Annotated in this window: 26 protein-coding genes; 24 read left to right on the top strand and 2 right to left on the bottom strand. The window is 32.3% G+C overall.

All coding sequences use genetic code 11. The annotated features are described in order from the left end of the window. Positions 1 to 89: 89 nt before the first annotated feature. A complete protein-coding gene (gene recG, locus ABW637_RS20245) occupies positions 90 to 2,192 on the top strand; it encodes an ATP-dependent DNA helicase RecG (protein ID WP_367586548.1) in 2,103 nt (700 codons plus the stop codon). A gap of 420 nt (positions 2,193 to 2,612) precedes the next feature. On the opposite strand, the gene ABW637_RS20240 is transcribed toward recG, so the two are convergent. Then, the gene (locus ABW637_RS20240) at positions 2,613 to 2,981 is read right to left on the bottom strand and encodes a hypothetical protein (protein WP_367586547.1); all 369 of its coding nucleotides are present in this window, start codon (positions 2,979 to 2,981) and stop codon (positions 2,613 to 2,615) included. Between the two features lie 137 nt (positions 2,982 to 3,118). Here ABW637_RS20240 and ABW637_RS20235 point away from each other — a divergent pair, with 137 nt between their 5' ends. From ABW637_RS20235 to ABW637_RS20155, 17 genes are all read left to right on the top strand, one after another. Beyond that, positions 3,119 to 4,192, top strand: coding sequence for a tyrosine-type recombinase/integrase (locus ABW637_RS20235; RefSeq protein WP_367586546.1), 1,074 nt, complete (start codon positions 3,119 to 3,121; stop codon positions 4,190 to 4,192). 73 nt (positions 4,193 to 4,265) lie between these two features. Continuing rightward, positions 4,266 to 4,946 carry a hypothetical protein gene (locus ABW637_RS20230; RefSeq protein ID WP_367586545.1) on the top strand — a complete coding sequence of 227 codons (681 nt, stop codon included), beginning with the start codon at positions 4,266 to 4,268 and terminating at the stop codon, positions 4,944 to 4,946. Between the two features lie 215 nt (positions 4,947 to 5,161). Then, a complete protein-coding gene (locus ABW637_RS20225) occupies positions 5,162 to 5,593 on the top strand; it encodes a hypothetical protein (protein ID WP_367586544.1) in 432 nt (143 codons plus the stop codon). Positions 5,594 to 6,634: 1,041 nt separating this feature from the next. Further along, positions 6,635 to 7,141, top strand: coding sequence for a hypothetical protein (locus tag ABW637_RS20220; RefSeq protein WP_367586543.1), 507 nt, complete (start codon positions 6,635 to 6,637; stop codon positions 7,139 to 7,141). Positions 7,142 to 7,339: 198 nt separating this feature from the next. Then, the gene (locus ABW637_RS20215; protein WP_367586542.1) at positions 7,340 to 7,726 is read left to right on the top strand and encodes a hypothetical protein; all 387 of its coding nucleotides are present in this window, start codon (positions 7,340 to 7,342) and stop codon (positions 7,724 to 7,726) included. Between the two features lie 195 nt (positions 7,727 to 7,921). Beyond that, positions 7,922 to 8,446, top strand: a complete 525-nt coding sequence (locus ABW637_RS20210) for a hypothetical protein (protein WP_367586541.1) — start codon at positions 7,922 to 7,924, stop codon at positions 8,444 to 8,446. Positions 8,447 to 8,495: 49 nt separating this feature from the next. After that, on the top strand, positions 8,496 to 8,729 hold the full coding sequence (locus ABW637_RS20205) for a hypothetical protein (protein ID WP_367586540.1): 234 nt from the start codon (positions 8,496 to 8,498) through the stop codon (positions 8,727 to 8,729). Positions 8,730 to 8,821: 92 nt separating this feature from the next. Further along, positions 8,822 to 9,820: an RNA ligase, Rnl2 family gene (locus ABW637_RS20200; protein WP_367586539.1), complete on the top strand. Its 999-nt coding sequence runs from the start codon at positions 8,822 to 8,824 to the stop codon at positions 9,818 to 9,820. 81 nt (positions 9,821 to 9,901) lie between these two features. Next, positions 9,902 to 10,429 carry a hypothetical protein gene (locus ABW637_RS20195; protein WP_367586538.1) on the top strand — a complete coding sequence of 176 codons (528 nt, stop codon included), beginning with the start codon at positions 9,902 to 9,904 and terminating at the stop codon, positions 10,427 to 10,429. A 649-nt stretch (positions 10,430 to 11,078) separates the two neighbouring features. Continuing rightward, positions 11,079 to 11,603: a hypothetical protein gene (locus ABW637_RS20190; protein WP_367586537.1), complete on the top strand. Its 525-nt coding sequence runs from the start codon at positions 11,079 to 11,081 to the stop codon at positions 11,601 to 11,603. Between the two features lie 181 nt (positions 11,604 to 11,784). Next, entirely contained in the window at positions 11,785 to 12,552 is a 768-nt protein-coding gene (locus ABW637_RS20185; RefSeq protein WP_367586536.1) for a hypothetical protein, read from the top strand. A gap of 605 nt (positions 12,553 to 13,157) precedes the next feature. Next, entirely contained in the window at positions 13,158 to 13,589 is a 432-nt protein-coding gene (locus ABW637_RS20180) for a hypothetical protein (RefSeq protein ID WP_367586535.1), read from the top strand. 187 nt (positions 13,590 to 13,776) lie between these two features. After that, a complete protein-coding gene (locus tag ABW637_RS20175) occupies positions 13,777 to 14,553 on the top strand; it encodes a hypothetical protein (RefSeq protein WP_367586534.1) in 777 nt (258 codons plus the stop codon). Between the two features lie 187 nt (positions 14,554 to 14,740). Further along, complete coding sequence (locus tag ABW637_RS20170) at positions 14,741 to 15,142, top strand: hypothetical protein (protein WP_367586533.1); 402 nt, start codon at positions 14,741 to 14,743, stop codon at positions 15,140 to 15,142. A gap of 172 nt (positions 15,143 to 15,314) precedes the next feature. Further along, positions 15,315 to 15,818 carry a hypothetical protein gene (locus ABW637_RS20165; RefSeq protein WP_367586532.1) on the top strand — a complete coding sequence of 168 codons (504 nt, stop codon included), beginning with the start codon at positions 15,315 to 15,317 and terminating at the stop codon, positions 15,816 to 15,818. Positions 15,819 to 16,507: 689 nt separating this feature from the next. After that, positions 16,508 to 16,810 (top strand): hypothetical protein, encoded by a 303-nt coding sequence (locus tag ABW637_RS20160; protein ID WP_367586531.1) that lies wholly within the window; start codon positions 16,508 to 16,510, stop codon positions 16,808 to 16,810. A 192-nt stretch (positions 16,811 to 17,002) separates the two neighbouring features. Further along, positions 17,003 to 17,563, top strand: coding sequence for a hypothetical protein (locus ABW637_RS20155; RefSeq protein WP_367586530.1), 561 nt, complete (start codon positions 17,003 to 17,005; stop codon positions 17,561 to 17,563). A 23-nt stretch (positions 17,564 to 17,586) separates the two neighbouring features. Here the strand turns inward: ABW637_RS20155 and ABW637_RS20150 are convergent, their stop codons facing one another. Next, positions 17,587 to 18,129, bottom strand: coding sequence for a DUF8616 domain-containing protein (locus ABW637_RS20150; RefSeq protein WP_367586529.1), 543 nt, complete (start codon positions 18,127 to 18,129; stop codon positions 17,587 to 17,589). A gap of 300 nt (positions 18,130 to 18,429) precedes the next feature. Between ABW637_RS20150 and ABW637_RS20145 the strand changes: the two genes are divergently transcribed. The 6 genes from ABW637_RS20145 to ABW637_RS20120 all read left to right on the top strand — a co-directional run bounded on the left by ABW637_RS20145 (position 18,430) and on the right by ABW637_RS20120 (position 22,815). Next, positions 18,430 to 18,951 carry a hypothetical protein gene (locus tag ABW637_RS20145; RefSeq protein WP_367586528.1) on the top strand — a complete coding sequence of 174 codons (522 nt, stop codon included), beginning with the start codon at positions 18,430 to 18,432 and terminating at the stop codon, positions 18,949 to 18,951. A 39-nt stretch (positions 18,952 to 18,990) separates the two neighbouring features. Then, the gene (locus ABW637_RS20140) at positions 18,991 to 19,728 is read left to right on the top strand and encodes a hypothetical protein (RefSeq protein ID WP_367586527.1); all 738 of its coding nucleotides are present in this window, start codon (positions 18,991 to 18,993) and stop codon (positions 19,726 to 19,728) included. Positions 19,729 to 19,924: 196 nt separating this feature from the next. After that, positions 19,925 to 20,641, top strand: a complete 717-nt coding sequence (locus ABW637_RS20135) for a hypothetical protein (RefSeq protein WP_367586526.1) — start codon at positions 19,925 to 19,927, stop codon at positions 20,639 to 20,641. 84 nt (positions 20,642 to 20,725) lie between these two features. Further along, the gene (locus ABW637_RS20130; RefSeq protein ID WP_367586525.1) at positions 20,726 to 21,226 is read left to right on the top strand and encodes a carboxypeptidase-like regulatory domain-containing protein; all 501 of its coding nucleotides are present in this window, start codon (positions 20,726 to 20,728) and stop codon (positions 21,224 to 21,226) included. A gap of 197 nt (positions 21,227 to 21,423) precedes the next feature. Further along, positions 21,424 to 22,008, top strand: coding sequence for a hypothetical protein (locus tag ABW637_RS20125; RefSeq protein ID WP_367586524.1), 585 nt, complete (start codon positions 21,424 to 21,426; stop codon positions 22,006 to 22,008). 54 nt (positions 22,009 to 22,062) lie between these two features. Then, positions 22,063 to 22,815, top strand: a complete 753-nt coding sequence (locus tag ABW637_RS20120; RefSeq protein WP_367586523.1) for a hypothetical protein — start codon at positions 22,063 to 22,065, stop codon at positions 22,813 to 22,815. Positions 22,816 to 23,120: the final 305 nt, after the last annotated feature.

Below are 23,120 nucleotides of genomic sequence, written 5' to 3'. Positions count from 1 at the left end.
TCAAATGTTCTGCCAAAATAACGATTTTAGACTACTAATGTGGCAAAACCAGGTTGAACTATTTTCTAATAAGTACTATATTCGTCCTAATGAATCCTAATATTTTACAAACCCCGATAGATTATCTTAAAGGCGTAGGTCCTTCGCGTGCTTCTTTGCTTCGTTCGGAGTTAGGAATTCATACCTATCAAGACCTTGTTAATCTATTTCCGAATCGATATCTGGATAAAACGCAGTACTACACTATCAATCAATTACAACGAAATTCTTCCGAAGTACAAATCATTGGTAAGATTGTAAATATCAAAACGGTTGAGCAAAAAAAAGGAAAGCGACTAGTAGCCAAGTTTATAGATGATACTGGCGAAATGGAACTGGTTTGGTTTAGAGGACAAAAATGGATTAGAGAAAACCTAAAGTTGAACACCCCGTATGTAATTTTCGGAAAAACAAAGTACTACAATGGGTTTAGTATGCCACATCCTGAGATGGAGCTGCTTGATGAACATAAAGGCAATCTAAGAACAGCCATGCAACCGGTGTATCCTTCGACAGAGAAGCTTTCTAATAAAGGAATTACGAATCGTGTGATGATGAAGATGATGCAGCAATTGTTTGTAGAAACCAAAGTGCGTTTTTATGATACATTATCTAAAGAAATTTTAGATGAATTAAAATTGATTTCAAAAAGCGAAGCCGTTTTTAATATTCATTTCCCGAAGAGCCAGGAATTGTTAGCCAAATCTCAATATCGACTTAAGTTTGAAGAACTATTTTATATTCAGCTTCAGCTCATTACCAAAAAATTAATCCGAAAACAAAAGATCAAAGGTTTTCCTTTTACCGAAGTTGGGGAGCATTTCAATAATTTCTACAAAAATCATTTACCATTTGAACTTACCAACGCTCAAAAAAGGGTGATTAAAGAGATTAGAAATGATATTGGCAGCAGTGCACAGATGAACCGATTATTGCAAGGTGATGTTGGTTCGGGTAAAACGATTGTTGGGCTAATGACGATGCTATTAGCCATAGATAATGGGTTTCAGGCCTGTTTAATGGCACCAACAGCAATATTGGCTAATCAACACTACCAAGGTATCACAGAATTGACAAAAGACCTGGATGTTAAGGTAAAATTGCTAATGGGAAGCTCTACCGCCAAAGAGCGACGAGAAATCCATCAAGAATTAGAGGATGGAACATTACATATTCTAATCGGTACTCATGCACTTCTAGAAGATAAAGTGCAGTTTAAAAATCTGGGATTAGCCATTATCGATGAGCAACATCGATTTGGTGTAGCACAACGGGCAAAACTATGGCACAAAAACACCTATCCACCTCATATTTTGGTGATGACAGCCACTCCTATCCCAAGAACATTAGCCATGAGTTTGTATGGTGATCTGGATATTTCGATTATAGATGAGCTACCACCGGGAAGAAAAGCCATAAAAACGGTACATCGATATGATAGTAACCGGCTGAAGGTATTTAAATTTATTGCTGATGAAATTCAAAAAGGAAGACAAATTTATATCGTTTATCCTTTGATACAAGAATCTGAAGCTATGGATTATAAGGATCTTATGGACGGGTATGAAAGTATTGCGCGCTCCTTCCCTACTCCCGATTATCAAATTTCTATTGTGCATGGTAAAATGAAACCGGCAGATAAAGACTATGAGATGGAGCGGTTTGTAAAAGGAGAAACCAATATCATGGTCGCTACCACTGTGATCGAGGTTGGTGTTAATGTGCCTAATGCCAGTGTAATGATTATAGAGAGTGCAGAACGATTCGGGTTATCACAATTACATCAGTTAAGAGGTCGTGTGGGTCGTGGTGCAGAACAAAGTTATTGCATCTTGATGACTAGTTTTAAACTCTCTGCAGATAGTAAAACCCGATTAGAAACTATGGTACGCACCAATGATGGATTTGATATCGCCGAAGTGGACCTAAAACTACGTGGTCCTGGTGATATTATGGGCACTCAACAAAGTGGTGTATTGAATCTAAAAATAGCCGATATCGTAAGAGACAATGATATCTTAAAAACGGCCAGGTACTATGCTATGAAAATCCTAAATGAGGATCCTGTACTAGCTGAAGAAAAAAACAAAGTATTGCTGTACACCTATCAACAAATGGCAAAACATAAAAACATCTGGAATTATATTAGTTAGTGGTTAGTGGTTAGTGGTTAGTGGTTAGTGGTTAGTGGTTAGTGGTTAGTGGTTAGTGGTTAGTGGTTAGTGGTTAGTGGTTAGTGGTTAGTGGTTAGTGGTTAGTGGTTAGTGAAAAATGCTAATTTTACCTGTTGTGCCTTTTTATATTTTTTAAACAAAACCCGTCAATTTGAGTGCTTCGACTTTAAGAGAAGTGTATCTAGAATAGGGTTTTAGTTTTAAAAAGCCGTTCTCGATACATTTTATCTCCATTTTATTACGACAAAACACTCGAACTGACACTTTTTTATATGGTATTCCTCGATAACCTCAGGATACTGTACAAAAAAGATTGAGCTTATCCTGAGCTTGCCGTAGGACTACTACCCTTAACGTAATGGGTACACAAAAAAGGGAAAACGTTATATTTAGAATAAATCAGTTATCCATATACTCTTGCCATTGTACTAAAAGATACTTCTCTTTTTGGTTATCCTGTAGTTTTAAAAACCCATATTCATAACAAAATAAATAAACTTGCCCTTTTTTGTTTTTCCAATAATGCGTAAAATACTTTGGGTCGAAACCTTCGCTTATAAGTTTCTCTTTCCGAACTGTCGACAAACCGGATTTGTTATATGCTTTCAAGATTTTTCGATTAATCTTAAGCTGTTTATCAATTTTGTAATATTGCTGTTCTTCCTGCTTTCGTTTTTGATATTGATGTGCAGATTTACAATGCACCGAACAATATTTTTTATCAGATCTTCCGGTTATTTCTGTATTACAATAGAGACAGTCACTCATTACTTTTTCATTTAATAGTATATTATACGAATACTATTCGAATAATACACTATTATGTACATCTTTTTATTCATTTTAGATCGATGAAACCTTCTAAATACATAACATTAAAACATCTATTAATTAATCATCAAAAAATGATTGGATTACAATTCTATCCTGATAAAGTAATACAGGCATTAGTCAAAGAGCTCCCCCAACCCAGATGGAGTAAAGAATTTGAGATGGTTTACATTAAGAATACCAAGAAAAACCTTGACCTAATCTTTGAAAAATTTAAAGGCGTGGTATGGATTAATGGAAGTCATTTTTTTAAAGATAAACCTATACGAAATAACCAACCTACAGATATGAATGGTTATCGTAAAAGAACTAAAGTAACTACATTTAAATATGTTCCAGAGGCATATCTTACCAAATTAGAGTTAAAGAAATATGCCTTTAACACTTGTAAAGTGTATATATCTCATTTTGAAAAATTCATAAATTATTATAGTCACTTCTCTTTGATTGAAATATCAGAAAAAGAAATAAGAGAATACATACAATATCTAATTCGGAAACAAAACTCTAACAGTTGTATTAACCAGTCTATTAATAGCATTAAATTTTATTATGAGGTTGTTTTAGGAATGCCAAATAGGTTTTACAGTATAGAGAGGCCTATAAAGGAAAAAAGATTACCCGATATACTGGCAAAAGAAGACATCATAAAAATGATTGAGGTAACCACAAATCTTAAACATAAGTGTATCATAAGTATGCTATATTCTTCTGGATTACGAAGAAGTGAACTATTAAATCTCAAAATTGAAGATATTGATAGCAAAAGACTACTTATTAAACTACAACAGGCCAAAGGAAATCATGATCGATATACGGTACTCAATAAAAGTGTTTTAATCAGTTTAAGAGAATATTATAAAGCTTATAAGCCTAGAATATATTTATTCGAAGGACCTACACCTGGTCACCGCTATAGTGCATCTAGTATCTTAAAAGTTATTAAGAAGGCTTCTCAAAAAGCAAGTATTAAGAAAAAAGTACATCCACATATGCTTCGTCATAGTTTTGCAACACATTTGTTAGAAGAAGGAACTGATTTAAGATATATACAAGCTTTATTGGGTCATAAATCCAGTACAACCACAGAAATTTACACTCATGTAGCTATAAAAAGCTTTACGGGGGTAAAAGATTTATTAAATTAGCTCCTGATAAAAAAGAAATATAGTTACCTTTTGTAACTATATACAATTGTTGTACACCATAAAGACGAAACTATTGAGAAAAACATTAACAGCAATTATTTTATTAATTTTTAGTTTCACATCTTTTTCACAAGAAAAGATAATTGTAAATACTGAAATTATTGATTTATCATCATTAATAGGAGATAAACAATACAGTGAATATATAACCGACTTGAAAAAAGTACCCGAGAATATTCGATTTAATCTTGACAACTATCTTAAAATAATTTTAGACGAGTTATATGCTAACGCACTCTTCAAAGATGGATATGTTTCTGATTTAGCGGGATACTTTAAGGAGAATCCAAATGCATTTGATAGAGGCTGGATTATAACAAAGTATCAGTTTGTTTTTAAACTTGTAAAACCTGATATCGGAATCATTAATTATCCTCTCAAAGTGGATATGGATGAATATGGACAAATTATTGACTGCAACTGGCCTCGAAAATGGTTCGGAAAAGTAAACGATTTTGTCGAGCGTACTGAAATTGAGAAAAAAGCAATGAAATGGGCGGAAAAGAAAACTCTAAATTCAACTGACTATGATGTGGATTTGATATATGATAAAGGAAATAACACAATGTCCTGGAAGTTTCAGTTTCCTAAAAAGCACCCTAATGTTAGTAGGTCATATCAAGTGTTGGAAATTGACTGGAGTAATAATAAAATACTAAAGGAATATAATATTTATACTTCGATTAGTCATTAAATAATTACGGTGTACAACACTATATATAGCAAATAGGGCGATTAGTGTTTCACCTAAAAGTTATTGTCTATTTGCTAAGTCGCCAAATCTTTTGATTTGGTATTAAAAGAGAAAAATTAAAACAAAATAAAAAGATTTGGCTTGTGGTTAAACCGAAAATAATTGCTTGTTTTCTGCCCCACTTGCCATATATTTAACGTTGGCAGTAATTCAAAATGAAAATTATACATACAATATCATTTCTTCTCATATTTCATTTTTGTGGATTCTCGCAAAATAATCCTGAATTAAATTCAATGGAAAGTTGTGTGCAATCTGATATTTATTTAAAAACAGAAGTTCAAGAAAAATCGAGAAGAATTCTATTCTTTTCAACGCACAATAAAAAAATAAAAACTACTGACAGAATTATAGATTCTGATTCTAATATAATATTACAACGAGTGACTAAATCCATTGAGTCAGGTGATACTTGGAGGTTCGAAATCTTTAACCGACTCAAAATAGAAGGAAATGAAATAGTTGAATATCTCATAAATAGAAAATCTGATAACGGAAAAGCCATTAGTTATAATAGATGTGGAGAAAAAATCAGGGAAAAGGATATGAAATCTAATCTTATATTAGCCAAGTTTATTACAAAATAAAACTACTGCCAACACGATATATGTGATCATAGCAGTTAAGTGATCAATCGAATGGTTCTTGTATTTTTGCAATGGCGCAATGCTTGCAAAAAGGAAAAGTTAGCAACCAATACGCAGAAAAATCGAAAAGCAAGGTAACATTTTGCCCTGCTACGACACATATATAAAACGTTAGGCGCCAGCATCGGAGGTCTGAAAAGCAAAACGCAATGTAGAACGTAAACGGACGGGCTACGGAGGAAAGGTCTGAGTATTTTTTTTAAAGATTTTTACCGATTCAAAAGTTGGAGCTCCTCCCCGATTCGGACGGAATTTGGGCTAGTGATTTTTTGTGAGAGTTATCGTCCAATCCAAAGTCGCAAAGCGATCGCGGGAATTGGAAAAAGCAGTTCGCAAGCAATCATCGCTTTGCTTAAGGCAATTTTGCAAAGTCCCGGCTGAATAAAAAAGCCGGCGCATAACAAAATGTATAAGTTCATAGCGGCGGAAATTCCTAACGGAATTTCACGCGCGTTTGCTATCTTCGTGTCAGTGCGGAGCATTACTTGCGAGTTTGCCCGCTACGAAATTATACATTAAACGTTACAGCACATAATCCAGAATGGAATTTGAGGGCGGAAAATTACGCAAGCAGTACGAAAATGAACGGAATCTAAAATCGCGGAAAAATGTGCGCCGAATTGAAAAACTAACGGAATGGAAATCTGAAAAGCAATACGCAATCTGAACTCTAAACGGACAGTACTCAGATAAATAATTGGAAGTGTTTTATGAAGATTCACAACGGAATCGTGACGAAAAACTAAGGATTACGGAACAAAACGTAAACGGAATCCTAAAATAAAAAGTACGTGCTGTAACACTATATATGTGATCATAGCAGTTAAGTGATCAATCGAATGGTTCTTGTATATTTGGTAAGGCGCAATGCTTGCAAAAAGTTAAAGTTAGCAACCAATGCGCAGAAAATTCAAAAAGCAAGGTAACATTTTGCCCTGCTACGACACATATATTAAACGTTACAGGCAAGCATAATTACAAATGAGAATAATTTACATCCTAATACTAATTTTACCCTGTCAACTAAGTTTTGGACAAACTTTAGATTTTGACAAGTTTCAATTCAAAGAACTAAACTTTTTTTCTTCTAAGTCAAAAATTATCGGAAAGCTTGGAAATCCAAATCGAGAATTTGAACCAAACTATGATTGCGGCGGATTATCCGCAGATTGGCAAGGAGGCAAATATTTTTCTCTTGACTATGAAAAAGTAAGATTTACTGGAAATAAAAAAGCAAAATACTTAATTGAGAAAATTGATTTTGAAAATGACAACTCTGTGGGATTAACTTATGGAAAACATATATTGAACTGTGAAACGGAATTGGAAAAACTTTCTGAAATATTTGGTAGTCAAATTAAAAACCGAATGGATAAAGGACAATTAAGCGGACTGTTTACTGTTCTACACGAAAAAACCGATGATGGAATAATACTTGAAATCAAAAACGGAAAATTAATAAGATTCAGGTATTGGACGTCTTGTTAAAAGCCTGCCTGTAACATCATATATGAAATCAGAGCAAAAGTTTAATGCTGGATCGAAAGGTCATTTCCTTTTTGCAGTGGTACTAAATTTTTTATAAGTTAAACAAGAAAAAAAATGCGCAGATAAATCAATTGGTTCAGGCTTGCTTGCCTTGCTCCGATTCATATATTTGGCGTTGTGCAACATCAATCTGAATAAATGAAAGTATACGGACAATGTAAAACTTGTGATACCGAATTGGAATTTAGGACAAAGGCTCGAACTAGAGTACAATTTTCAATGAAAGAAGGGAAAATTAAACAAATTGATTGTAAAAAGTGTAAAAACACAACTGAATTGCATATCAATGATGTTTATACTAAAAAATCAAATCTGACTTTAATTGTGGCAATTTTGATTTTCGTAATTGGAATTTTGATCACAGGTTATTTTACAAAGAATTTAATTGATTCCCCTCAAATCTTAGATTTAGCATTTGTATTTGGAGCGTGTCTTTTTATACCCTTTACGGCTTTCCAAATTTTGAAAAAACAAGATCAAAATAGAGTCCGTTCTTTTAACAAATTGAAAGTAAAAGAAGAATAAAAAACGTTGCACAACACGATATATGTGATCATAGCAGTAAAGTGATCAATCGAATGGTTGTTGTATATTTATGAAGGCGCAATACTTGCAAAAAGAAAAAGCTAGCAACCAATGCGCAGAAAAATCGAAAAGCAAGGTAACATTTTGCCCTGCTACGACACATATATTAAACGTTGTAAAACATTCTAAAAACTAATGTCAAGAGATAACACAAACGACTTTTCTCATATTAAATTCGGTTTTAGGGGCGAAGGAATTATATATAAGCTGGATGGAAAAGAATATGAATTAAGTTCTACTTGGATAGATGGAATTAGAATTCACTTTGATGATTTGACAAAAACGGATTTAAATGTAAATCAGAAAACCAAAATGTTTGCGGAAATTATTCAGTTCGTAAACAAAAGAGACAACGAAAAACCAATAATCTGTTATAATTCAGACTATAAAGACGCTGAACTATGGAAAAGGCTCTCATCTGAATTTAGTTCAAAAATTAAAGATGTTGAAATTAGTGACGTTGAAAAAGAAAATATTGCTCTCTATAAAAATATGTCGGACGATTTAATAACAGGTTTAGCCGAAATAAATATCAAAGGTTTAAGAATAAAGACCGTTAAGGATTTAGACAAACATTGGAATAAAATAAAATTCACAAAAGATGGTGAATCAAACGAAAAAATCACCTTTTGGGATAAGTTAAAAGCTAAACTGAATTAATATAATGCTGGAAGATTTAAATAAAGAACAATTAAAACTTGCTGAGTATATGAGTGAACTATCTGAATTAGCATACACCGCTGGATGGATGGATAAATTGGAGTTTGCACTTTGGAATGCAATGAATAACAAAATAAAAGAATACGGCACACTTGTTTTTACCGAAAAAATGATAAATAATTTGAGAGAATTATCTAATAAAGCTGGTGGATGGATTGTGTTCGACGAAAAAAAAGAGGAGACATTCTTAACTTGGCAAGAATGGAATAAATTAAACAAGTAAAAACGTTTTACAACAATTTGTATAATGCATATACTCCCTTCGGGAAGCAAACGCACCATACAAGAGACGTTAGGTGCAATTAGAAGAAATAAATGTTTAAAAAATATACTTCCATAGAAAACACATACCGTGACGAATTTTTAGATAGAATTAAAGGTCATGGATTTTGGAATGATGAGTTTATTGTTCAAGAGAAAGTTCATGGAGCCAATCTAAGTTATTGGACAACAAATGGGGAAGACTTTTTTTCTGCAAAAAGAACTGACCAAATATCCAACGATGAAAAATTCTATAATCATGATTTGATTCTAAAACAAATAGAACCTAAGCTTAAAAACATTTGGTTAGACTTAAAAAATGAATTTGAGGACTTAAAACAACTAACAATTTTTGGAGAAATAATTGGTGGAGATTATCCTCATAAAGAAGTTGAAAGTGATAAAAAATCAATAATTGTTCAAAAAGGCATCTTTTATAGTCCTAAAAATCACTTTTACGCTTTTGATATCTTAATCAATTCAGAAATCTATTTAAATGTTGATGTGTCTAATGAACATTTTGAAAAACAAAATTTGCTTCACGCAAAAACTGTGTTTAGAGGAAATATCAACGAATGCATGAATTATCCTAACGATTTTAATTCAACGTTACCTAAGGAATTTAATCTTCCTGAATTAGTTCCAAACATTGTCGAGGGAGTAGTCATTAAACCAATAAAAACAAGACATTTCAATAATGGTGTTCGAGTTATTCTTAAGAACAAGAATGAGAAATGGTCTGAAAACAAAAAATATCACAAATCCATAAAATTGGAAGATGAACTTTCTGATAAAGTAGTTAAGCTTCAAGAAGCCATTCTAACCTATGTGACTGAAAACAGATTGAATAATGTTATCAGTAAAATTGGAGAAGTTTCTCAAAAGGATTTCGGAAGCGTATTGGGGATGTTTAATAAAGATGTTGTAGAGGATTTCTTAAAAGATTATCATCAAATAACTAACCAGTTGGAAAAAAAGGAATTGAAACTGATTACTAAATCCTTTGCTAAAACCGCAACCGAATTAGTGAACGATAAAATAAAAAGCACCTAACAATTTGTATATTGCATATGCTCCCTTCGGGAAGCAAACGCAACATACAAGAGACGTTACCACAAATCTTAAAATAAGAAGGTGCCAATCAAAATAAATCAATATACTCCTGCCGAATTTCCTGATGGCAAAGAACCAGTGGTAGAAAAATTTCTAAAATTGATTTTTGACAATGTTGAAAATTATGAGGAGTTTCAACTACACACTTTGAGAAGTAAGCTTGGATTAACTGACAACGAAAAAAGGCAGTTTAATGAAGTATTAGATATTCTAAGAAGTAAACTTAAGAAAAATGAACGAATAGAAATTATTAGTGGAACTCTACTCAGAATGTTACCTGCTGAAAACTTAAATAGTCAACCAAATATAAATATTGAAAATTTCATTGGTGGAGATAATAATGGAATACAATCTTCAAAAAGTGATTTTAGTGATGTGAATGTAAAAAACAACTATCAGGAACTAAATCAAGAGACTGAAAAAGAATCTTTATTACGGAGAATATTTTTAAACCCGTATGTAATAGGGTTGATATTTGTTATTATTGCTGCCATATTCAATGCAGAAAGAATAATGAATTTTATTAATAAAATAATTAATGATATATAGCTCATATCAACAACCTGAAAAAAAAGTAATGAATTTGATAAAAAACTTGTGGTAACATCATATATAAAATCAGAGCAATTTAGTGCTAGATTAAAAGGTCATTTCCTTTTTGCAAAGGCGCTATATTTTTATAAATTAAACGAGAAATAAAAATGCGCAGATAGATCAATTGGTTCAGGTGTGTTTGCCTTGCTCCGATTCATATATTTGGCGTTAGGCGCCAGCAACAACATCGAAAACAGAGTCTGAAAAGCAATACGCAAGCAAACTCTAAACGGACGGGCTACGCTGCAAAGAACTGAGTATTTTTTCAAAGGTTTTTACCAATTCAAAAGTTTAAGCTCCTCCCCGATTCGGACGCTGTACGCGGCAGCGAACTTGGGGTGGTTTGGCATAATCCAATGGCAGCAAAGCAATCGCGAGAATTAGAAAAGCAGAACGCAAAGATCTCGCAAGCAATTATCGCTTTGCCAGGCTACTTTGCAAAGTAAAGGCTCTATAAAAAGCCAGAGCATAACAAAATGTATAAGTTCATAGCGGCGGAAATTCCTAACGGAATTTCACGCGCATTTGCTATCTTTGGGCCAGTGCGGAACATTTCTTGCGAGTTTGTCCGCTACGAAACTATACATTAAACGTTACAGCACATATGATGAAAAAAGAAATAATTCCATTACTGATTTGCATACTTCTCCTACTCTACTCTATTGGAATTACCTTTCTAACGGATTATATACTGAATTATAAGCATTATCTGGGAATAACTCTAATTGGAATCTCAACAATGCTTTATTTCAAGAATAAAAAATTGTTTGTTTATATATTCGGATTGACATTGATACTTGGGATTATAAACTTAATTGACATTTATTATTCGAACATTATATTTAGTATCGGTCCTATTAACTTCAACCCAATCTTTTTAGCTTTGTTAATTACATTTCTTGCCTTGAATAAAAAGCAATTAAACGAAATGTTTCCTAAAAAAGAATTAACTGAACAAGAGTTAGCTGACAAAAATATGGAAACGGAAAAACTGATTAAAAGTTACCAACTAAAGTTCAAATCAAAACCTGAATCGGAATTGAAAAGTATTGCGGACGAAAATAGCGGATATGTGAATGAAGCAAAAACTGCTGCGCAACGTATTCTAAAAACAAAAAACGTGCTGTAACACCATATATGTGATCATAGCAGCAAAGTGATCAATCGAATGGTTGTTGTATTTTTGGTAAGGCGCAATGCTTGCAATGAAGAAAAGTTAGCAACCAATGCGCAAGAAAAATCAATAAGCAAGGTAACATTTTGCCCTGCTACGACACATATATTAAACGTTAGACACAAGCGCAAATAATATGACTAATACAATCTCCAAAATTCCAAATAATATTCAAAATAGAGATTCTGTCGCTTGGCAAAAATTATGTGAATATGTTGAACTGATCGCTAAAAACGGATCTGATGAATTTGTTCCCAGAGAATATCTAGGTGATGAATTATTCTCTCAAATATATACGCTTCCAAAATCTATATCCAAACTCGAAAGAGTTAAAAAAATCGGGCTTTATGGAAGTAACTTAAAAAGAATACCTCCTGAAATTGGAGAAATGGAATCTCTTGAATATTTTGATCCTTACGGTTCTTACAATTTAAATTGGCTTCCTTATGAAATAACAAATTGTAAAAATTTAAAAGACAGTAGAATAAGTACTAGAGCATTATACGGGAACTATAAAAACAGAAAGGGATTCCCTAGATTAAATCATAATCCTGTAAAATACACTTCTGATATAATTAACTGTAGTATTTGTAAAAGAGAAATGTCTTTTATCGACAATAGTCAATATTGGATAACATTAGGTGTAGCTACCGATATAGTTCCTTTGTTAGTAAATGTTTGTTCAGATACTTGCAAAGAAAGTTTACCAAAACCTCCCGAAGATTATGTTCAACATCCCCATAGAGGTGGATCAGACTTAAAACAACCTGATATGGATGAATGGGATTATATTGAGAAAAATTACAAAAAGGTTACCATTAATGATGAGCCTAACGAAGAGAAAAAAAACTCTTCTGGCAAACTACCAATAATCAAATTAATACGGAAGATATGGGAAAAATAGCCTGTGTCTAACATTATATATGAAATCAGAGCAAAGTTTAGCTCTAAATCGAAAGGTCATTTCCTTTTTGCAATGGCGCTAGATTTTTATAAATTAACTAAGAAATAAAAATGCGCCGACAAATCGATTGGTTCTGGCTTTCTTGCCATGCTCCGATTCATATATTTGGCGTTATGCGCCAGCATCTGAGTTCTGAAAAGAAAATCGCAAGCAACACTCAAAAACTGACAAGCGCCAGATCAAAGACCTGAGTATTTTTGTAAAGAATTTTAATGATCCAAAGGTTCGCTACTATCTACAGCTGACGGAATAAAGACCATCGTAATTTTGTGATAGTCATTGCCAAACCCAAAGTCACAAAGCGATCGCGGGAATCTGAAAAAGCTGCTCGCAAGTGGTTCGCAAGCAATCATCGCTTTGTTTAAAGCATCTTTGCAAAGTTTCGGCTGAATAAAAAGCCGGCGCATAACAAGATGTATAGTTCATAGCGGCGGAAATTCCTAACGGAATTTCACGTGTGTTTGCTATATTTGGGTTATTGCGGAATCAAAGTTTTGTACTTGCCCGCTATAAACCATACATTAATCGTTGGCAGTAATTAAAAAATGAAAAAAATATTTACACTTTTATTTCTACTCATATTGAGTTTTTATGGATTCTCTCAAAATAATCCTAAATTAAATTCAGTAGAGGATTGTGAGCAATTTGACGTTTTTTTAAAAACAGAAGTTCAAGAAAAATTGAAAAGAATTTTGTTCTTCGAAACACACGATAAAAAAATAAAAACTATTGACCGTATTCTAGATTCTGATTCAAATATAATATTGCAACGAGTTACTAAATCTATAGAGTCAGGAGATACTTGGAGGTTCAAAATCTTTAATCGACTCAAAATAGAAGGGAATGAAATAATTGAATATCGGATAAATAAAAATTCTGATAACGGAAAGGCTATCAGTTATAATAAATGCGGAGAAAAAATCGGAGAAAAAAATTTGGAATCCAGTATCATATTTAGCAAGTTTATGCATAAGTAAAAACTACTGCCAACACCAAGTATGTGATCATAGCGGTTAAGTGACAACCTAAAGGTTCTTGTATATTTGTTATGGCGCAAAGATTTTAGAGTAAAAAGTTATAAAATCTGCGCAGTTTTGTCGTTGGCAAGGTAACATTTTGCACAGCTACGACACATATATTAAACGTTACCATTAATTATACCTAATGAAAATTAAAATATTTGTAATAATATTCCTTTTAGTAAATTGTACTTTCGGACAAAATAAAGTGGAATACAACGAAATCATTCCCAAATATATTAGCGCTATTTGGGAAAAAAATGAGACTTCAGATAATCAGGAATTTGATGTTATTGAACTAGAAGAAATTAAACTTTTTTTCGCAGAAATAAGGAAAAAACAAAACAACATAACATCTGATATTTTTTTAAAAAAACCGACTAATAACACTCTAGTTGCCCATTATTTAAGTGTTAAATTGCAATGGAATGCGTTTAACGGACCACACGTCGGACTAAGAAAACTAGCACCAAAAAAAGTCATTAAGAATTCAATTAAAAAGCTTCCCACAAAAAATGAACTTTTAGCTTTTTATTATAGTACCATTTTTATTGATGTTTTGAATAAGCGAAAACCAATGGATTTAGCTGAAACAAACATTGACTTGGAAAATCTAAATCTTGACGATGATACTGAAAAAGCAATTCTCTTTTTAACTGCTATGCGACACGTTGGAAATCAAGTTACATCTTATTCTACACATCGTTTCCCAGATAATTGCTCAAGAGCCAAAAAATATGTAGAAAATATGCCAAAATTCAATGGTAAAGCATTTTATTTATTTGAATTACCTGAATTTAATGATTTTAAAATAGAAATTGATAAACGCTATCCTAAAAGTAGTTTTAAGAAACGATACATTCCTGAATTTAAAAATGCTAAATCTGCATATGGAAAATGTATTACAGAAGAAAAAAACTAATGGTAACATTATATATGAAATCAGAGCAATTTAGGGCTAGATCGAAAGGTAATTTCCTTTTTGCAGTGGCGCTAGATTTTTATAAATTAAACAAGAAATAAAAATGCGCAGATAGATCGATTGGTATAGGCTTGCTTGCCTTGCTCCGATTCATATATTTGGCGTTACCAGCAAGTATTACTGAAATTTGAAAAAAGTCACTCTAATAATATTATTGAATATAGTAAGCGTAAGTTTAATTGGACAAACTACGGAGAAAACTTATTATGTTAAAGGAGTATCTAACGGACCAACCTATTGTTATCAAGTAACTGAATTAATTATCAAACCCAATTCTGACTATGAATTAAACAGTTACGGATGTGGAGATAAGAAACAATGGAAAGAATATAAAAAATGGAAAACGGAAAAATCCTTGGGAAAAATAACTAAAAGTGGTGAATATTATACTCTGACGGAATATCGAAACGGAAATAAGACTGACCTTGTCTGGAATTGTAAAATAAAAAACAAAGCCGTTATATTTTATCTTGACCTTGGAAATGGAAAAATGAGGAGAACGGCTAAGTATAAAAGAACCAGCTGGTAACACGATATATGTGATCATAGCAGTTAGGTGATTAATCGAATGGTTGTTGTATTTTTGGCAAGGCGCAATGCTTGCAGAATGGAAAAGCTAGCAACCAATGCCCATAAAAATCAAAAAGCAAGGTAACATTTTGCCCTGCTACGACACATATATTAACCGTTAGCATACATTTATGAATAAAATCCTTAGTATAATTTTAATATTGTGCTTTATAAGCTGTAACTCTGAAAGAAAAACAGAAGTATCAAATACCAAAATCTCAAAATTAAATCCCGAATTAGCTGGGATTTATGAATATGAAACACCAAACAAAAGAGAAAATCATCAATTGTACTTAGATATTGAGGACAATAAATTAATTGGATTTTATTTTGGAACAGAAAGCTCTGGTGAACACGGAATTTCCCATTATGGAAATCCGATAGAAAATGTGAATTTTGAAAATAATAAAATAGATTTCGAAATTGGCATCCGAGAATTATATGAATCTACTAGAAACAAGGTATACAAACCCGGTCAAAAACTCGAAAATCAAGAATCAATTGGAATTTCAAGAAGTACACTAAAATATAGTGGAGAGATTATTAAAAATAAATTTATCTTGAATTGCATATCTGAATTTAATGATTGCTGGGAAAACCGAATGGAATTCAAAAAAATATCTGAATTAAATTAACGTATGCTAACATTATATATGAAATCAGAGCAATTTAGTGCTAGATCGAAAGGTCATTTACTTTTTGGGATGGCGCTAAATTTTTATAAGTTTAATAAGAAATAAAAATGCGCAGATAAATCGATTGGTTCAGGCATACTTGCCTTGCTCCGATTCATATATTTGGCGTTATGCGCCAGCATCTGAATTCTGAAAAACAAAACGTAAGCAGAACGATAAACTGACAAGCCACGGACGAAAGACCTGAGTATTTTTTCAAAGATTTTTACTGATTCAAAAGTTTGAGCTCCTCCCCGATTCGGATGGAATAAAGGTCATCGCAATTTTGAGAGAGTTATTGCTCAACCCAAATTCGCAAAGCGATCGCAGGAATTAGAAAAATTAGTTCGCAAGTGGTTCGTAAGCAATCATCGCTTTGCTTGGAGATATTTGCAAAGTCTAGGCTAACAAAAAAGCCGGCGCATAACACCATGTATAATTCATAGCGGCGGAAATTCCTAACGGAATTTCACGCAGGTTTACTAACTTTGGGCAGTTGCGGAATATTAGTTGTTGATTGTTCCGCTACGAAATCATACATTAAACGTTGTGCAACATCAATATAAATAATGAAAGTATACGGACAATGTAAAACTTGTAGTACTGAATTGGAATTCAGGACAAAGACTCGGACTAGAGTCCAGTTTGCGATGAAAGAAGGAAAAACTAAACAAATCGGCTGTGAAAAGTGTAAAAACACAACTGAATTGCATATCAATGATGTATATGCTAAAAAATCAAACCTGACTTTAATCGTAGCAATTTTTATTTTTATAATTGGAATTTTGATCACTGGTTATTTTACAAAGAATTTAATGGATACTCCTCAAATCTTAGATTTGACATTTGTATTTGGAGCGTGTCTTTTTGTACCTTTTACAGCTTTTCAAATTTTAAGAAAACAAGACCAAATTAGAGTCAGTTCATTTAACAAATTGAAAGTAAAAGAGTAATAACAAAAACGTTGCACAACACTATATATGTGATCATAGCAGCTAAGTGATGAATCGAATGGTTCCTTTATATTTGGTAAGGCGCAATGCAAGCCGAATAGAAAAGTTAGCAATCAATGCGCAGAAAAAGTCGATGGCTTGGTAACATTTTGCCTTGCTACGACACATATATTAAACGTTGGCAAACATTAGATGAGAAGAATATTAAAAATAATTGGGGTTCTAGTGATCATATATATTTTTATATCATATATTTTCCCAAAACACATAGCTTCTCACCTTGCTGCATGGAATTCTATACAAGTATGGAAAGAACATAAAAAACCTTCAAATAAAAACCTAAATTCAGATGACTATGAATTAATTGGCGTCTATGAATTTAAAACAGACAATAAAGAAGAAAATCACTTTATTTTCATTGATACCGTTGATGCAAAATTAGTTGGATTCTACTTTGGAACTGAAAGCAGCGGCGAACATGGAGTTTCACATTATGGAAATCCGTTATTAGACTTTAAATTAGTTGAGGATACAATCGAGTTTAAGATTGGAGAAAGAGAATTATATGAAACAACTAGAAATAAAGTTTATAAACCATCTCAAAAACCAAAAGAAGAAACTTCTGTTGGAATTTCAAAAAGTCTCCTAAGTTATTATGGAGAATTGACGGAATTTAGATTTAAACTAATTTGCGAGTCTGAATTTTATGATTGCTGGGAAAACGAAATGGAATTTAAAAAGGTTTACGATTAAAAAAAGTGATTTGTCAACAATAATTAATTGAGTTCAAAATTGTCTCTGTCAAAACATACTGCATTTAATTCAGAGGCTTTATTTGACAACTCCGTAGATTTCTCAACAGTTTTTTCTTTCCAAAATATATAGTAGATGAAAAGAATTGAGCTAAAGAATACATCGAAATTTTGTTGTTCGCCATTTAAACCGTAAATGTATTTTATTTTATCACAATTTTGGAAAATGGTTTTTGCCACATTTATATTTCCACCATCACAGGCTTTAAGTATTAATATTGTATCATCGTGGAAATTTCCAGAATCATTTATGAGTTTTGCTAAATCTAACCAAGTGTGTGTAATACTATCGTTATTACTAAAAACTTCGTCATTACCATGAGCCATTATATAAATATGAGTATAGACCAAAGGACTTTCATTATTATTAATGACGTTGTGTAAAGAATATTCATTTAAATCAAAAAAATGAATATTATTACCAAGAGATGATATAAAATTTATCACAAAGTCTATTTGACTTGGTAGAATATCATTAGATGATTTTATTACTAAAAATTGAGACATATATAATTAAAAACAGAAAGCTAAGATAATAGAAAAACAACCAAACCAGTATAGGAGAAGCTTACTCAATCGGAATAATAAAAACGATTTGCCAACAATGTATAAGAAAACATAGGGCTTTTGGGCTTAACCGAAAGGTTCGCGTTTATTTGCTAAGTCGCCAAATATAAAATTTGGCGTTTACGAAAAATGATAAAAGCAAAATATTTATATTTGACTTAGTATCAATTCGAAACGTATCGCTTATCACCTGCCCTACATTTCTTATACGAGACGTTGTATGCAATTACTTTGAATAATATGAAATATATAATTCTCATAATTTTCGTTTTGTCTTTATTTGGATGTAATTCTAACAAAGAAAAGTGGTCCAACTCTTCCAAATCAGATTCGACAACTACTGTTCAAAAGGAACTTGAAAAGATTGAAAAAAACAATCAAAACACTAATTCTCAAATCGCGGTTGACTTCATTAATTCTTACATTGAAAACAATAGTAATTTAGGAATTATCGAATGGACAAAAGCTTCACCTCTTGTGACAGAAAGTTTTAAAAAGGAATTGGAAAATACAATCACAAAAGCGTGGGAAGAAGATCCCGAGTTAGGACTTGGTTTTGACCCAATATTTGATGCTCAAGATTATCCTGATAAAGGTGTTAAACTTTTGAAATTTGATCCTAAAACTGGTTATGTTATAGTTAAAGGAATTAAGTGGAATTCTTTTAATCTAACGTTAAGAATAATAACTGAAAATGGAAAAATGTTAGTGGATGGAAGTGGAATTATAAATATCCCAGAAGATAAACGATCCGAAAGATAAAACTGCATACAACATGATATATGATGTCATAGCAGCAAAGTGATCAATCGAAAGGTTATTGTATTTTTGGTAAGGCGCAATGCTTGCAGGAAAGTAAAGTTAGCAACCAATGCACAAGAAAAAGTCAATGGCTCGGTAACATTTTGCTCTGCTACGACACATATATTAAACGTTATAAGCAATTTGAAAAATAATAATTTATACATATTACTATTTGTTTTGACTCTTTTCTTGTCTTGTAAATCTGACTTGAAAAGGGAGAGTCATGACAAAAAAATAACGGTAGAATTCATAAACCAATTATTACAAAAAGAAAGTTTACTTGGAGACAAAAGCTTTCTTGACGTTAATTGTATAATGGAGCAATCCGTATGGAAGTCAAAATTAATTGAAGAGAAATTCAAATTATATGTACAAGAAAATTTAAAAATTGAAGACATTAATTTTCTTAAATTTCAAATTGATCTGTTCAATAAATTTAAGATAACTCAAGAATTAGTGCCTGGGAAAAATATTATCAAAAGCGGAGAATACATCGAATTTAATAAGTCATTTAAAGATAATGAGTTTGCTTATTTAGATTGGTTGGAGAAAAAAAACTGCAGAAAGGGTTTTTCTTCTATTTCTAAACCGTTATTTAACGAAGCTTATGATATTGCAATGGTTCGTTTTGAAAAAATTTGTGGTCCAATGTGCGGAGGTGGTGTAGTTGTACTTTACGAATTAAAAAAGAAAAAATGGACTCAAAAAGTTGTCTTAGACAATTGGATTCAATAAATAAAAAAAGCTCATAACATTATATATGAAATCAGAGCAAAGTTTAGTGTGAATCGAAAGGTCATTTCCTTTTTGCGATAGCGCTGGATTTTTATAAATTAAACAAGAAATAAAAATGCGCAGATAAATCGATTGGTTCAGGCTTGCTTGCCTTGCTCCGATTCATATATTTAGCGTTGTGCTTAATTAGAAAAGAATGAGTCTATTCAATATACCTAGTCTTCCAACAGATAATTTGTATAAGTTTTATGCGATTACTGGTTTAACCATATGTGTTATCACTGCTTCGTTCCTAGGAGTTTCATATATTAAACTTAAGGATGATCAGTACGCTATAAATGCCGAGTTGGCTCTTCTTCATGTAGAAGTTGAATTTGCCGAGGAGAAGTCAAAAGATATAGTTAAGTTAATTAATAAGCTTGATAAAGAGGTGGATGCCTTTTATAAAGGACAAGAACTAGAGGTTAATTCAAGCCCATCAACAAACCGATACGAGATTGAAGTTGACCGGCAAGTGAAATTAGCGGTTGATAAGGAGCTTCGAGAGTATTACAAATTTCAATTCGACTATGAGAAGCAATTGTTTCCCTATAAAGTTAAGCAGGCCAAAATTCCAGAGCTGATAGAAGAATTGGATGTTGTCAAGAAAGCTATTAAGCTTAAAAGTGTTGAGGTAAATTCAAAATCGGTAAAGTTAGATATGAAACGGAATCAGCTCATAAGTTTGACGATGTTGTGCAGTATTATCATTGTCTTTGGAATTTGGCTTTCTAACAGAGGTTTTTATTTATGGAAAACCAGAGTCCAAGACAAGATTGATGAGAAATTAAAGTTAGAATTATTAGCGCTCAATTATAATGAACAAAATTCAGAAGAAAGTGGGGAAAGTGATGAAGTTAAATCCGACGAATAACTAAGCACAACAATTTGTATATTGCATATGCCGCCTTCGGCAGGCAAACGCAACATACAAGAGACGTTAGCGATAATTGAAGAAATGAAAAAAAAATATTTTACAATATTGATTCTTATATATTCTTTAAAATCTTTTGCTCAAACTGGTTCAATCCAAGGTAATGTGATGTACTTAACAGATTCGATAAATGTACCTGAAGTAAAAATTCTGGTTATTGGAACAAAAGTTCAAATCGAGACCTTTACAGATTGGAGTGGACATTTTAAAATCGATAGTTTAAAACCAGAAACATATAATGTGGTTGCTCAGAAAATTGGATATCTTAATGATTTTACAAAAAGTGTTTCTGTAAAAAATGATTCAATTACCCAACTAAAATTAGAACTGAATAGAAGAAAAAACACTTCAAGAATATGTCCAGTAGATAAAAAATCTGATGAAGTTATACCAATAGTTTATGGTTTAGTGAGTGATATAAAATCACTAATGAAAGCAACAAAAGGTGAAATAATTCTTGCAGGTTGTGGAATATCAGAATATGATCCAATGTGGCACTGTAAAAAACATAACAAATCATTTTAAAAAAACAAAAACTATCGCTAACACCAAGTATGATGTCATAGCAGTTAAGTGATAACCCAAAGGTTCTTGTATATTTGCTATGGCACAGAGATTTTAGAAAAAAAAAGTTATAAAATCAGTGCGGATTTGTCGATGGTTTGGTAACATTTTGCTCTGCTAAGACACATACTTATAACGTTGTAGCCAATTAGAACAGAATGCTTGGAATTCCGACATATAAACCAAAATTTCATACTAAAGCTCAGAGTTTTAAGGATGAGTTTGATAAAACTCTATCGGAACTCATCGGAAAAAAAATTGACCGCTTTTGGGTAATGTGGGAGACAAATGAAAATGAATGGCAAACTGATGGACCAGTGATTCTTGAAATAGGTGGAAATAGATTTGAATTTACGGCATATCAACTAGATGAATTCAGTATGACTATAAACTCGTTTGAATTAAACGAGAAACTAGATTGGTACGGAATGGGAAATGAAATGCCCTTAATCTGGAAAGAAAACGGGAAACCTGAGTTTACCAAAAACCTGAATAAATCAATAATTGGAATAAATATTCTGACTTATAATTTTGTGAGTGAATTTGTAGAAAGCGGAAAAAAACACGAGACAGGTGATATGCTGACTGGAATAGAATTCATATTGGAAAAGGAGTCGGAATCCGATAAAGAAAACTTCTTTACGATTTTTAACAATCTTGACCAAAATGGAATCGAAAAGACTGAAATAAATCACGAAAATCAAATAAAACGAATAAAAATAACTGGCTACAACAACACCTAAACTGCATTAAAACGCAGTTTAGCCAAACCGTTGTAGCCAATTTGAAATTAGATTATGAATAAAGAAGAACTAATCAAAAAACTAGCGAGTAACTCTTTTAAAGATTATTTAATTGCTTGCAATCACTTATCTACCTATGTACAAGATGGAGGTGAATTAAACCAAGAAATTATAGAACGTGCCTTGTTTGTCAATTTGCTACCACTGTGGGCCGAACATGAGGATTTATTTGGGAAGTATAATGAGATTACAGCAGAATTACCTAATCATTCAGAATTACTCAACAATGAAAAAACGAAGAGTGATTTAATGGGGCTTTCTTTATTTGTTAATGGTTTAATTAATGGAGAGTTTGATGTGTCCGGATTTTTTTGGTGTAGCAATGGATATATGTGCTGTAGCACTTCCTGCAAATCTATTTCAGAACACTACAAAGAAGAAGGGAAAAATAAAGAGTCAAAATATTTCCTTGAGCTTTCGGAATGGTTCATGGAAATCTATAGTGGGACAACTGATGTATTTGGTGCAATCATGAAAATTGACTTATGGAATGAAAGTATGGTAGTTGGACTAACTAATTTCTTAAATGAAAGTTTGAAACATTATGGAGTTTTCGAATGGATTTTAAGTGGATTGTATAAGGTAATAGATGATCCTCTAATCAAAGAGAAAGTGTTTGACCACTACATTAGCATACTTACCAAATCAAGAGAAAATTTAAAAAAAGAAAAGAAGAAAGAAGAAGCTAATGACCTGACCGAGAAGTTGAAAAATTTAAGAAAATTAGCGAAAGGCAAAAGTATTTGAGCTTACTATTGATATATGCGAAGAAATAACTGTCTACAACACTATGTAAAAAGCATTAAAACGACTTTTTACATTTGAACGTTATGCACAAGCAAGTGAAATCTGAAAAGCAGGACGTTATCTGAATGATAATCGGACGGGATAATGGTCAATGACCTGGTGTTGTTACAAAGGATTTAGCCAAAACAAAGGTTCTCCCCTATCAGCATCTGACGGAATAAAGGTCATCGCTATTTTGTGATGGTAATCGTTAAACCCAAAGTCGCAAAGCGATCGCGGGAATTTGAAAAAATACAACGCAAATA

This window comes from Aquimarina penaris, assembly GCF_040786285.1.
Classification (GTDB): Bacteria; Bacteroidota; Bacteroidia; order Flavobacteriales; family Flavobacteriaceae; genus Aquimarina.
The sequence above is the reverse complement of the archived record's forward strand: the minus strand, read 5'-3'. Positions and strand labels throughout refer to the sequence as shown.

Bases quoted from the DNA above. Each gene is read 5' to 3' on its own strand.
- recG (WP_367586548.1), top strand. From the start codon at position 90: ATGAATCCTAATATTTTACAAACCCCGATAGATTATCTTAAAGGCGTA.
- ABW637_RS20240 (WP_367586547.1), bottom strand. From the start codon at position 2,981: ATGAGTGACTGTCTCTATTGTAATACAGAAATAACCGGAAGATCTGAT.
- ABW637_RS20235 (WP_367586546.1), top strand. From the start codon at position 3,119: ATGATTGGATTACAATTCTATCCTGATAAAGTAATACAGGCATTAGTC.
- ABW637_RS20225 (WP_367586544.1), top strand. From the start codon at position 5,162: ATGAAAATTATACATACAATATCATTTCTTCTCATATTTCATTTTTGT.
- ABW637_RS20220 (WP_367586543.1), top strand. From the start codon at position 6,635: ATGAGAATAATTTACATCCTAATACTAATTTTACCCTGTCAACTAAGT.
- ABW637_RS20215 (WP_367586542.1), top strand. From the start codon at position 7,340: ATGAAAGTATACGGACAATGTAAAACTTGTGATACCGAATTGGAATTT.
- ABW637_RS20210 (WP_367586541.1), top strand. From the start codon at position 7,922: ATGTCAAGAGATAACACAAACGACTTTTCTCATATTAAATTCGGTTTT.
- ABW637_RS20205 (WP_367586540.1), top strand. From the start codon at position 8,496: ATGAGTGAACTATCTGAATTAGCATACACCGCTGGATGGATGGATAAA.
- ABW637_RS20200 (WP_367586539.1), top strand. From the start codon at position 8,822: ATGTTTAAAAAATATACTTCCATAGAAAACACATACCGTGACGAATTT.
- ABW637_RS20190 (WP_367586537.1), top strand. From the start codon at position 11,079: ATGATGAAAAAAGAAATAATTCCATTACTGATTTGCATACTTCTCCTA.
- ABW637_RS20185 (WP_367586536.1), top strand. From the start codon at position 11,785: ATGACTAATACAATCTCCAAAATTCCAAATAATATTCAAAATAGAGAT.
- ABW637_RS20180 (WP_367586535.1), top strand. From the start codon at position 13,158: ATGAAAAAAATATTTACACTTTTATTTCTACTCATATTGAGTTTTTAT.
- ABW637_RS20175 (WP_367586534.1), top strand. From the start codon at position 13,777: ATGAAAATTAAAATATTTGTAATAATATTCCTTTTAGTAAATTGTACT.
- ABW637_RS20165 (WP_367586532.1), top strand. From the start codon at position 15,315: ATGAATAAAATCCTTAGTATAATTTTAATATTGTGCTTTATAAGCTGT.
- ABW637_RS20160 (WP_367586531.1), top strand. From the start codon at position 16,508: ATGAAAGAAGGAAAAACTAAACAAATCGGCTGTGAAAAGTGTAAAAAC.
- ABW637_RS20155 (WP_367586530.1), top strand. From the start codon at position 17,003: ATGAGAAGAATATTAAAAATAATTGGGGTTCTAGTGATCATATATATT.
- ABW637_RS20150 (WP_367586529.1), bottom strand. From the start codon at position 18,129: ATGTCTCAATTTTTAGTAATAAAATCATCTAATGATATTCTACCAAGT.
- ABW637_RS20145 (WP_367586528.1), top strand. From the start codon at position 18,430: ATGAAATATATAATTCTCATAATTTTCGTTTTGTCTTTATTTGGATGT.
- ABW637_RS20135 (WP_367586526.1), top strand. From the start codon at position 19,925: ATGAGTCTATTCAATATACCTAGTCTTCCAACAGATAATTTGTATAAG.
- ABW637_RS20130 (WP_367586525.1), top strand. From the start codon at position 20,726: ATGAAAAAAAAATATTTTACAATATTGATTCTTATATATTCTTTAAAA.
- ABW637_RS20125 (WP_367586524.1), top strand. From the start codon at position 21,424: ATGCTTGGAATTCCGACATATAAACCAAAATTTCATACTAAAGCTCAG.
- ABW637_RS20120 (WP_367586523.1), top strand. From the start codon at position 22,063: ATGAATAAAGAAGAACTAATCAAAAAACTAGCGAGTAACTCTTTTAAA.